This window comes from Sodalis sp. RH21 (assembly GCF_047324175.1).
Lineage (GTDB): Bacteria > Pseudomonadota > Gammaproteobacteria > Enterobacterales > Enterobacteriaceae > Acerihabitans.
In genome coordinates, this window is the sequence record NZ_CP178732.1 from 2122149 (window position 1) to 2133604 (window position 11456).

Sequence of the window (11456 nt, forward strand, 5' to 3'; positions counted from 1 at the left end):
CCTCAACGAATAACGGGGCTGATGCCTGCCTTGGCAGTCGGCGCCCGGTTGTCTTGCCTATCGCCGAAAGGGGCTGGCGAAGCCGCATAATACAATTGATTATTGGTAAGTCCGCGGCGGTTCTCATCGCGGTTCAGGCAGGCTTCGGGCAACGGCGCGGTGTCGGCCAGCAGGGCGATTTCCACGGGGGCGCGGGGGTAGCTGACAGCTTGTGTCAAGGGATGGGGGCACGTATGCAGTATTACCAGCGAATCCATGGCGAATCGCAACGTAACCGAACTGCCGGGCTGTGAATGCGCCACTAACCGGATTGCGCCCTCATCATTAACCTCCACCCTGGAAAACAGATTGAGGCAGGCTGCCATATCCCGTTTGCCGAGGCCGTATTTCTTAAGTTCGACCAAAAAACTATCATAGCCGTTCTGATGGCGTTCGTTGAGCGCCTGCTGATAATTAGCTAGACCGAAACGCTGTTCGGTCAGCGCGGCGTTCATGGTGCCGCAGACCGTATCGTGCCAACCGAAACTGTCTTTTTCGATACCGCAGAATATCCGGCCCATATCGGAATAGAGACAGTGGCCGGTAGTCAGGCGGAACGTGTGCTGGCATTTCAGCGTATCGGGGGCGTTATAGCGCTCCAGCAAATTTTCCGGGTTATAAAACAGCATCCCGACGTTGGCACCGCCCTGGCTGTCGTTGAGGCGCAGGGCGGTACCGCGCCGCAGACGAAACGACCAGTGGGAACCGGCCGGTAGTAGGGTGCTGTAAAATTCCCCGGTGTTTTCAGCTGTCATGTTTTCTACCCTTTTCTGGTTACGCATTGCTGCGGATGAAGCGTGCCGACGACCGGTTATCACAATCCGGAAATCTTGGCGAGGCGCAGGCCCAATAAGCTAGGTCTCCATGACGCTATTAACGCAACGTAAAAACGCCTGGAGCGGCAGGGATAATGGCGTCTTTTTATCGCGGTAGATAAGTTTGAAGAGTGAATGGCGGCTGATGCTATCCGGCCGCAAGGAGACCAGTTCACCCGAATCCAGCCAGCGCTGGATATAATGTTGAGGAAAAAAACCGATATATAGGCCGGTGAGCACCAGTATCGCCGATGCCTCCAGATTGCTGACGCTGGCTGATACCGTATCCTTGACAACCTGCAACGGGAACTCGTTATTGGTCAGAAAGGTGCGGATCACCCGCGGTGTGCCGGGCAGGGCACTGATGATATGCTGGGGATTATCCACCTCGACCAAGGGATGATCTTTGCGGCATACCAGAATATCCTGTTCGTCATAGAGCGCTTGGTAACAGAGACCGGGCAGGCGTCCGGGGAAGATACTGATCGCCGCATCGAGACTATGGTCCAGTACTTTTTTTTCCAGTTCAGGGGGCGAGAGCGTTTCCAATTCCAGATGAAGCGTATTTTGCGGTAACTGCATCAGCATCTCTATTGCCTGGCAGAGCGGATTTTTCGGGTCAGTAACTACATTATCCAGAAAACCGATACGCAGTGTACCGGTCAGGCCGCCCTTAAGCGCAGTGCTGCGCTCCTGAAATTCGTGTAGCGATTGCAGAAATTGCAGCGTGTATTGATAGAACGCTTCCCCTTTAGCGGTCAGTAGAAAACCGGCACGCCCGCGCTGGCATAACCTGAATCCCAGCCTGACCTCTAACTGCGACATCTGTGCGCTGATGGTGGATGGCGCGACATTCAGCAGGGTCTGGGCATTGGAAAAGCCGTTGGATTCCACCACAGTTTTGAATACCTTCAACAGTTTTAAATCAATATTGCTGATAACCATCCCAGCCCCCTGTTAACAAAAATCGCCATCACGCATTGTCCCCGTGCTTGTCCGGAAGGCAACACGCGGAACTCCGCCATTCACTTCTGCAGCGGCGCGGGGGTGGTTCGTGGCGTCAATGAGGCGATAAAGTGTCGCGCCGTTGATACGGTGGCCATATAGCCGCCCTCGATTTTAAGCAATCCGATTGCCATCGCATGGTTAAGCGGATCGGGCTCGGCGCAGCAATCGCTGAGCACCAGAACGCTGTAGCCGCGATCGCTGGCTTCACGTGCGGTGGACGATACGCATACGCCGGTAGTCACGCCGGTCAGTATCAGGTTACGGATGCCTTCGTTGACCAGGATATGGTGCAGATCGGTGCCGTGGAAAGCGCCGGTACCAGGCTTATCGATTACCGCTTCCTCGCCGCGCGGTTGTAATTCCGGCACCAGTTCCCACCCCGGTTCTCCGCGGATCAACAGCCGTCCCAACGGGCCGCGCGCGCCGATTTCAGCCCCCGCCCTGGCGGTCTTGAGCCGTTTGCTTAACGGTAAATCGGACAGGTCGGGGCGGTGGCCCTCCCGGGTATAAATAATTTTGATCCCGGCACGGGTGGCGGCGTCGCGCACGCGTTCGATGACGGGGATGATCGCCCTCGCAGCGGAAATATCATCGCCACGATGGTTCATGTATCCCCGCGGATCGCAAAAGTCGCGTTGCATATCGATAATCAATAACGCACTGTCCGTCGTTGCCATATCACCGGAAATCGGAAAATCGTACGGCTCGCCGGCGATAATCATCGGCCCTCCTGAATTACCAATGGACGGGGCGGGTAATGAGGCGGCTGATGCTGATGCAACTGCCGCGTATAATCCCGTATCCGCAGTTCTTCGGATTGTAATCTGTCCGGCGTCAGCAATCGTTTTTGCTTGAGTAATCGGCTCAACGCTTCTATCCAGCAACTGTAATACTGTTCTTCGCCGGTGATGGCCTGTCCTTGTGCTTCCAATTCGCCAATGCTGCCGATCAGGCATTGCTGAAACTCTGTCAGGGTAAACAAACGTTGTTCGGCGGCGGCCAGGGTCAATCCAAAAGCTCTGGCCGCCCAAGGATTGGGAAAAGCGACGGATTGCAAAAATTGCCGGTCCGTCAGCGATTGAGTTAAGAAATCGGTCGGGTTCATCAGTTGCCGTCCTGGTTAATGGGTGCCTGTCGGGCTGCGCCGAGTGTTGCCGGCGCGGCTGGCGCGGCTGGCGGGGCCACGCGGGCTACGCCAATCATGGCGTCCCGGGTCACCAAAGCGGCCAGGGCCGCCATATCCAGCCGTTCGGTTCCCGGAGGCCGCTGGGGCAGCACTAGATAACGGATTTCCGAAACGCTATCCCAGACGCGTACAGTGACCTCAGGCGGTAACTCCAACCCCATCTCCGCCAGTACCCGGCGAGGTTCCCGCACTATCCTTGAACGATAGGCGCTGGATTTATACCAGGCCGGCGGCAGTCCGAGAATCGGCCAGGGGTAGCAGGAGCACAAGGTGCAGACAATAACGTTATGGAGATCGGCGGTGTTTTCCACCACGGTCAGGTATTCGGTCTCTGGACCACCGATGCCGAGTTCAGCGCAGGCTGCCAGGCCGTCGTGGAGCAGGCGTTGTTTAAAAGCGGCATCCACCCAAGCGCGGGCCACCACGCGCGCGCCGGTCTGCGGACCGACCTTTTCCTCGTAGTGCCGGACTATCCTGTCGACACTGTCTGTTTGAATGACCCCGATTTCGGCCAGCAGGCTCTCCATCGCTTCAGTGCGGACCGCTTGCCAGGGCTTTTCGTGGTTGTGATTATCACTCATGCTTATCTCCTGCTATGGGTTCCAGATGATCTTCGCTCAGATCAACATGGTTAAATACGTCTGCTTCCGCCTGTGGACCCCATAGGGTTTTGGCGCAGAACTTTACGCTGTAAACGGGCTGTAGCTTCTCGCCCAGGTAGTGGGCCCGGGTATCGGGAAAAACCCATGCCTGCTCGTGAACATTGACGATAATGCCTTCCTTGCCGCGGATATAATTGGCTACCCGTGTATGCCCCGCCGGGTGGATGTTCCGTACCTTGACCTGCTGGTCCAACTGATAGCGGGGCGTCACGGTCGCCTCCTTGCGCCAGGCGCCCCAGCGGACTTCGGCCGACGCCGGCAACGGCCAATTGCGCTGTCTGGCAGCGGATTGGCTGTAGTGGCGGACATCGGCCCAGTACTCGGCAATCCGGTTTTCAAGTTCATCGTTGAATACGATGCCTTTACAGTGCAGCAGTCTTTCCATGGCAAACAGCCATCGGCCGTAATAGCCGGCGTCCAGATAATCCGCCGGCCGCATCAGTTCAATTTCATGGCGGTGTTCGTCCAGATTCCATATCCCCAGCGTATCGATGAGCTGGGTGATGCAAAAAACGCGGCTCTCCCATTCGCTGTGGAACACCGGTTCATCCGCTTCAACCTTGACCGGGCCGAAACCATGTAATCCGCCCATGTCATGAATACCGTTCATCGCCACTCCTTAATCGATAATGGATTCGATTTCCCGTTGCAGATCGAGAAACACCGTCGAGTAGCGATCGCCGAAGGCCCCGGCGCGGGTCTCGCGTTCAAGCAGAATCCGTGCCGGCTGCCCGCCCAGCACAATCACCCGATGACCGAGCGTAATGGCCTCTTCAACGTTATGGGTGACCATGACCATCGATATTCGCCGTTCCTCCCCCAATTGCTTGAGAAACAGCTGCATCCGCCGGCGCAGGCTGATGTCCAACGCGCTGAAAGGCTCATCAAGCAGCACCACTCTGGGGTTGGAAACCAGCGCACGCGCGATGGCGGTGCGTTGGCGCATGCCGCCCGAGAGCTGGAACGGGTAGCGGTGGGCCGCGTCGAGCAGGCCGACGGTGCCCAGCATCGCTTCGATGCGCAGTTGGCGTTCCCGGCGTGATAAAACATTCCCGGAGAACCGTAGGCCGAACTCTACGTTGCGTCTGACCGTTAGCCAGGGGAATAGATTGTTTTCCTGAAAAATCATTACGCTATCGGGGTTAGGGCCTTGCAGCGTTTTTCCCTGGAAAGTAATGGTTCCCTGGGTATGGCCGACCGCAAAGCCGCCCAGGGCTTTAAGCAGCGTGGTTTTGCCGCAGCCGGATTTGCCCAAGATGCAGGTAATGTCCCCCCGATTCAGCGTCAAGGATAATTCTTTCAGCGGTGAGGCCCCGGCGTAGGCAACGCTGAAGCGATCGACATGGAACAAGGCGTTATCGGCGTCGGCGGCCATGGTTTACACCCTCCACCAGAGCAGATATTTGCCAATGTAAGCCAGCAAACGATCGACGATAAAACCGGACAGGCCAATGACTACCATGCCGAACATGATCAGATCATTATTGAACAGATTCCGCCCCATCATAATGATAGCACCCAGGCCGTCGTGTAATCCCACCATTTCCGCCACCAGCACCGCCATCCAGGCCGCGATAAAATTGGTGCGCAATAGCGTGAACGCGCCCGGCAATACTGCCGGCAGCACTACCCAAAGCCAGCGTTGCAATGCGTTTGCGCCCAAATCCTGGGCCACAATCAGGAACTCTTCCGGCAGCCGGCGGATTTCGGCCAACGTCCCGATGGTCAGGATAAAATAGACCCCCATAAAAACAATAAATATTGCCGTATCGTTGCCAATGCCAAACAAAGTAATGGCGGCGGGGATCCAGGCAATGGGCGCGATAGGGGACAAGAGATAGATAACCGGGCTGATAATCCAGGTGGCCGCCTGCGATAGGCTAAGCAGCGCCGCGCTCAATATCGCGGCGGCAAACGCGAGAGCCAGACCGCAGAAAACCCGGGCGAACGTTGCCAAAACAGAATCAATTATTGGCGAGGATTGGCTGCCCAGTCCGATCCGGAAATCGCTCTCAGCAATGGTGCGTAAAAAATGGCTGGGCGGCGGCAATACCGCCGCCAGGGACGAGCCCCCATCCGCGCCGGCAAGCTCCCAGACCATCACCAGCGTACCGACGGACGCAGTACCGACCAGTACCGGCAGGCAGGCTTGCAGGCGCGTTATAAACCGGCTCATTGCTTCTCCAGGCCGCGGATGGTATCCAGTCGGAAAATATCTTCGGCGCGTACGCCGGTTTTGATATAGCCGAGACGGCTCATATCGTCCACCACGCTTTGTATGGATTTTAGATCCGGGGTAAAACTGATTGGCGCCGATGCGGATTTCAGCGCCTGTGAGAGTACCGCGGACGAAACCCGGAAATAATGTCCTTTATCTAAATAGCTCACCGCTTGATCCGGGTGTTCATTGATGATTTTTGCGCCGCAGATCAGACCGCTGAGGAATTCCTTAACCACCGGGCCGCGCTCGGTCAGGGTTTTATCCAATACGCTGACTACCGTATTGGGTGAATTTAATGACCAGGTTGAGGCATTATTGGCTAGTAGCGATGCGTTTTTATTTACTACCATATCAGTGGTATAGGGTTTTATATGGCTTAGAATATCAACTTGACCGCCGCGGAAGGCTTCAACCATTGCCAGCAGATCGTTGAAATACACCAATTCCACACTTTTGGGATCAATGCCGCTTTTGGCGAATTGCCGATCCAGAATTAATTCCAGCGTGTCGCCTTGCAAGGTGGCTATTTTCAGCGGATGGCCGGGATGTTGTTGAATATACCTTTTCAGCTCAGCCATATCATGTAAACCCAATTTGCCTTGCGCCACAACCTCCATGACGCCCCAGCCGCCGCCGGCGGAAATCACTCGGATCGGCACGCCGCTGTTAGCGGCGAAAAACGGCAGGGTGAAGGGCAGAAAGCTGAAATCAATCGCGCCGCCCGATAATGCCGCGTTATTGTCGCCGGGATTGGCGAAAAACATTGTTTCCACATCCAGTCCCTGCTGTGTAAAACAATCGCTTTCCTTCGCCACGAAAAGCGGCGCCATATCCAGCGCCACCATATGGCCGACTCGGATATGGGTCAATTTTTCCTGGGCCCGTAAAGGCGAAATTCCGAGACCCAACAGGGTGGCTGCGACAATACATCCGCTGGCATATTTCATATTCTCTCCTTTTAAGAATAACATCTCTTTGCCACAGTGAAGAGTCACCGGGCGTTTCTCATTTCATTATTATTAGCTTGTCTTGCGTCATTGGATAAATAGCGGTGACTCCATGTTTACATCACTTTTTTATAAAGTAATTAATGGGGCATTAATGGCTTTTCAAACAGATGCTGCTTGATAATATAATAAAAACATGTGCCGCCCGGTGAACATACACTACGTCATGAATTAATCAGTACTGAATAACTGCCTGTCTGGCGGTTGCGCACCATATCCACACCAGGAATCATTTCCTTTTGTCTCGTCAGCGCGCGGTGAGCATACAGTGGCGTAACGGCCCCCCACCGGATATCAGGTGGTATTAGGAAAGAGAGGTTCCAGTTGGTAAAACCGGTGGGCGGGATAACCAGGGAACCGCCTGGAAAGGGCGAATCGGTTCGATTGGCGCAGACTATATAGACACGGTTATCTTCGGCTTTGGTCACCGCCAGTAGATTACGCTGGTTCGGGTGTTCCCAGGCGCAACTCCATAAGATGATATCGGCGCCAAGGAGGGTCAGCACCCGGCTCGATTCAGGGAACATGCCGTCGTAATCGTTCAGTAACCCTATCCTGCCGTAGCGGGTATCAAACACCGTGAAGCCTGCTTCGGCGCCGGAGGCCCACTGAGCGGCGCGCGGTCCGTTATGCACCTGGGGCTGGCGTCCCATAATACCGTCCGGGCCGATTAACAGCAGCTCATGCCGCAGTTGGCCGTTCTTTCCCGTGGTCGAGGGCAGGGCAACCAATGCCTGGTGGCGTTTGCAAATGCCGGTAACGGCATTCATAACGGTCTCAGCCTCCCGTGCCAGCCGCCGCGCCTCATCCTGGTCCGGGCACCAGACGGGAGAGGCGAAGCAGGCCGGCAGCGCCATGACCTTGACGCCCAGCTGCGCCGCGTGCTCTATCATTTCCAGGGCATCGTCAAGGGTATGGGCGGCTGAAACATGGGCTTGCACCGCGGCGACTTTGCTGCTGCTCAGTGCCGCCACCAGCGGTTCGCGTAATAAAACTGACAGTGGCGTAGTCTCGAATGGCTGCGCGATAATACCGTAGGCCGGCGGACGCCGGTCCGCCATCTTGTCTCCGCCGAACGACCATGGACTGGCCGCGTTGCCAGCTAGCTCCACCCGGGCGGTCACCACGCCATGGGTATCGTAAGGTATTCGGGCCTGCACCCGGCCCTGCGGATCAACAATCATACTGCCGCCGGGATAATAGATACTGCGCTCCACGCCGGACTTGGTGGCGGCGATAATCCAACAGCCATTTTCGTAAGCGCGGGCCGGCACCCACAATTCGGCCTGATCCATGGCGAAAAAATTAGCCATATCAATGACCACATCGACGTTTTGCGCCGCGAGACAACGGGCGATTTCAGGGATACGTCCGTCAAAACAAATTAATAATCCCAACCGTCCCAGTTCGGTATCTACCCAGGGATTGCCTTTAATGCCCACTTCAAACCAGTTCTGATCATGGGTTGCCAAAAATTGCTTCTGATAATGGCAAATCAGCACCCCTGTTGGGTCGAACAAGACTCCCGAATTATAGATTTTGCCGTCGTCGCCCAGTTCAGTCATGCCGGAAGCGATAAATACGTTATATTCGATACAGAGTGACGCCAGCGCCCGGCAATATTTGCCATCGACCGGTTCGGCCAATGCCCGGCAATGCTGCGCCGAGTCGAACAAATAGCCGGTGTTCATGCATTCCGGCAAAACAATCAGTTTTGCGCCCTGTCGTACGGCTTCTTTCACACCGTCGGTAGCGAGAGCGATATTGGCTTTGAGATCGCCGAGCACCGCAAGGGTCTGTACCACGGCGGCATTAAACGTTATTGGCATGGGGTTCTCACTTTGCAAAGTCTGAGTTACGCAGGATCATTGTGCTGACGTCCATCGGGGTCTTCAGCACGCCTTCTTTTTCAAATACATTCACCAGCGCCTGATAAGAGTGAATATCCTCGGGACCAATGTCTTTCCAGGCGCGTAGGTAGGGTTGCGCCACCAGCGCAATCTGATCTTTTTTAATCGGCGTATAATTGGCAATGACCGGACGATAAGCGGCGAAACGTTCATTGGCCAAACGGGTCGCCTCGTCAAGCACCGCCACGACTTTTTTGGCGGTTTCAGGGCGCTCTTTGAGGAACTTGGTGGTGAGTAGCGAGACGCCGGAATAAAACGGGTCGGCTATCAGCGTTTCGGCGGGATTAGTCAATGCCCGCTGTGCGTCGCCGTTCGCCACCGCGATAGAGCCGACCGGTTCAAGAGATAATGTGGCATCGACGCTCCCTGATACCACCGAGGGCACCTGTAAGCCGGTAGCTATATCCTGCATGTGGATATCTTTATCCGGATCAAGCCCGGCCTGGCGGACCATATAACGGGCGATGGTTCGCCACTGTACACCAGGTAATTGCCCCAGGGATTTGCCTTTGAGATCGGCAAAGCTGTTAATCGTCGAGTCATTGGCGACAATCAGCGCATCATTGATCCGGTGGTATTTGATGCTGCCGCCCTGCAGTCCGAATACTTTGAACGTGCCGGGAAAACGTGATTCCGCCAACACCGCTATACCGGCGGCGGAGCCGGGCGCGCCGACATCGGCCTGACCGGAAACCAGTGAATCAATTATTTGATTAGGATTTTCAAATTTAACGGCGGTTATATCAATACCCGCTTTCTCAAATAATTTATCATGCATGGCAATATAAAAGGCCGTGGTTTGCATAATGGGTAGCCAAGCGACGGTTACTTTTTCATTGGCCTGTGCAGAAAGCGAAGAAAACAGGACTGCGGCCGTAGCTATCGACAATAAAATAACGCGTTTCATAATATTTCCTTCAGCGATAATAATATTATTTTCCAGACCATTTAATGAAATGGCGTTCAATGAGCAGGAAAAGTAAGTTGATGAGATAACCGATACAGCCGGTGACAATAATGGAGCTGTACATTTCAGCCAGGTTATAAACCTGTTGCGCATCAATAATCCGGTGGCCCATGCCAACGGAGGAGCCGATAAACATTTCCGCGACGATAATCACCACCAGTGCATAAGAGACGCCTAGCCTTAAGCCAATAAAAGTTTGCGGCAATGATTCATACAAAAGCACGTCGCGAAGAATGCGCCAGTTTGAGGCACCCATGACCCTGGCGGCCAGGATGCGCGTCTGGCGCGCATTCATCACGCCGTACGCTACGTTAAAAAGAATAACCAGGCAGGCGGAAAACGCCGCGATAGCGATCTTCGATTCCTCGCCGATACCGAATATCAGCAAGAACAGCGGGAATAACGCGGTCGCGGGTGTGGATCGAAAAAAATCGATAATGAATTCCACGCAGCGATAAATGCCGGTATTCGCTCCTATGGTAATACCGACCGGAATACCGATGGCGGCGGCGATCAGAAAAGAGTAAACCGTCCTTAATACCGTGCGGATGAAGTCCGCCCACAAACCGCCGTCTACGACGCTTTGCGTAAAAGCATAAAACGTCTCCAACGGGCCGGGCAGAAGCCGCGGGGTCACCCAGTGGGCGGAGTGGGCCAGACTCCAGAACGCGATTAATACTATCGGACCGATAATCCCCGGCCGTAGCAGTCGTAAAAAGAGCGAGGAAAAATTTGGCTTGTAGGTTCGCGCCGACTTTGCGGCAATAAAAAAAGACTGTTTCATGGCCGGCGAACCTCCTGTTGGAAAATTTCGAGGCTATGCCGTTTGGCTTCAATAAAATCGGGATGCAGCAAAGTCAGATCATTTCTCGGATAAGGCAAATTAACCGGGATCATTTCAACCAGACGGGTCGGGCGTTTACTTAACATCATCACCTGTTCAGCTAAAAATACCGCATCTTCTAGATCGTGCGAAACCAACACCATGGCAATCTTGCTTTGTGCAAATATCAGTTGCAGCTTTTCCCGGATGAATAGAGTCATTTCATAATCCAGAGCGGAAAAGGGCTCGTCGAGAAAGATGATTTCTGGTCGGGGCGCCAGGGCTCTTAAAATGGATAGCAATTGCTGCTGCCCGCCCGAGAACTCGTAAGGGTAACGCTCCAGGTCAAATTTGATATCAAATTGTACTATCAATTCATCGACGCGCCGACGGCGTTCAGCGGCCTTCATGCCTTTTATCTTCAACGGATATTCAATATTTTCCCTGGCTTTCCACCAGGGAAACAACGCCTCGCGATAATTTTGAAAAACGTAGCCGATAGTGGTTTTGCTGACATCCTTGCCATTATAAAGTATTTGGCCCGCGTCATAAGGGGTGAGCCCGGCCATCATATTGATTAATGTCGATTTGCCACAGCCATTCGGACCAAAAATGGCGGTAAACGTACCGGGTTTGAACTCATAATTGAAATTATCGTAAATAACGTCTGCACCAAAACATTTGCGGAGATTTGTTATCGTGACCACCGGAGGACGTATCCCTGTGGAATAGGAATTAGCCGAGTCATATACCATCGCGCGCATTTCTGTCCCCTACCATTAACGTGAATACGGTTTTGTTTAACCAGTGGATTATGG

General features: G+C 54.2%; 13 protein-coding genes. All 13 read right to left on the minus strand.

Annotated elements, in window-relative coordinates:
- Positions 1-2: 2 nt before the first annotated feature.
- Positions 3-794, minus strand: a complete 792-nt coding sequence (locus ACL2XP_RS09605) for an urea amidolyase associated protein UAAP1 (protein ID WP_413729958.1) — start codon at positions 792-794, stop codon at positions 3-5.
- Between the two features lie 99 nt (positions 795-893).
- Entirely contained in the window at positions 894-1799 is a 906-nt protein-coding gene (locus ACL2XP_RS09610) for a LysR family transcriptional regulator (RefSeq protein ID WP_413729959.1), read from the minus strand.
- 80 nt (positions 1800-1879) lie between these two features.
- Positions 1880-2584: a cysteine hydrolase family protein gene (locus ACL2XP_RS09615; protein ID WP_413729960.1), complete on the minus strand. Its 705-nt coding sequence runs from the start codon at positions 2582-2584 to the stop codon at positions 1880-1882.
- Positions 2581-2967, minus strand: coding sequence for a nitrile hydratase accessory protein (locus tag ACL2XP_RS09620; protein WP_413729961.1), 387 nt, complete (start codon positions 2965-2967; stop codon positions 2581-2583). The genes ACL2XP_RS09615 and ACL2XP_RS09620 overlap by 4 nt, the downstream gene beginning before the upstream one ends.
- A complete protein-coding gene (gene nthA / locus ACL2XP_RS09625; protein ID WP_413729962.1) occupies positions 2967-3629 on the minus strand; it encodes a nitrile hydratase subunit alpha in 663 nt (220 codons plus the stop codon). Before nthA ends, ACL2XP_RS09620 begins: the two co-directional genes overlap by 1 nt.
- Positions 3622-4320 carry a nitrile hydratase subunit beta gene (gene nthB / locus ACL2XP_RS09630; RefSeq protein ID WP_413729963.1) on the minus strand — a complete coding sequence of 233 codons (699 nt, stop codon included), beginning with the start codon at positions 4318-4320 and terminating at the stop codon, positions 3622-3624. The genes nthA and nthB overlap by 8 nt, the downstream gene beginning before the upstream one ends.
- Positions 4321-4329: 9 nt before the next feature.
- Complete coding sequence (locus ACL2XP_RS09635; protein WP_413729964.1) at positions 4330-5085, minus strand: ABC transporter ATP-binding protein; 756 nt, start codon at positions 5083-5085, stop codon at positions 4330-4332.
- A gap of 3 nt (positions 5086-5088) precedes the next feature.
- The gene (locus ACL2XP_RS09640; RefSeq protein ID WP_413729965.1) at positions 5089-5886 is read right to left on the minus strand and encodes an ABC transporter permease; all 798 of its coding nucleotides are present in this window, start codon (positions 5884-5886) and stop codon (positions 5089-5091) included.
- The gene (locus ACL2XP_RS09645) at positions 5883-6878 is read right to left on the minus strand and encodes an ABC transporter substrate-binding protein (RefSeq protein WP_413729967.1); all 996 of its coding nucleotides are present in this window, start codon (positions 6876-6878) and stop codon (positions 5883-5885) included. The genes ACL2XP_RS09640 and ACL2XP_RS09645 overlap by 4 nt, the downstream gene beginning before the upstream one ends.
- Before the next feature lie 224 nt (positions 6879-7102).
- Entirely contained in the window at positions 7103-8767 is a 1665-nt protein-coding gene (locus ACL2XP_RS09650; RefSeq protein WP_413729969.1) for a carbon-nitrogen hydrolase family protein, read from the minus strand.
- A 7-nt stretch (positions 8768-8774) separates the two neighbouring features.
- Complete coding sequence (locus ACL2XP_RS09655; RefSeq protein ID WP_413731041.1) at positions 8775-9755, minus strand: ABC transporter substrate-binding protein; 981 nt, start codon at positions 9753-9755, stop codon at positions 8775-8777.
- A gap of 25 nt (positions 9756-9780) precedes the next feature.
- Positions 9781-10599, minus strand: a complete 819-nt coding sequence (locus tag ACL2XP_RS09660; RefSeq protein WP_413729970.1) for an ABC transporter permease — start codon at positions 10597-10599, stop codon at positions 9781-9783.
- Complete coding sequence (locus ACL2XP_RS09665) at positions 10596-11402, minus strand: ABC transporter ATP-binding protein (RefSeq protein WP_413729971.1); 807 nt, start codon at positions 11400-11402, stop codon at positions 10596-10598. Before ACL2XP_RS09665 ends, ACL2XP_RS09660 begins: the two co-directional genes overlap by 4 nt.
- Between the last annotated feature and the right edge of the window lie 54 nt (positions 11403-11456).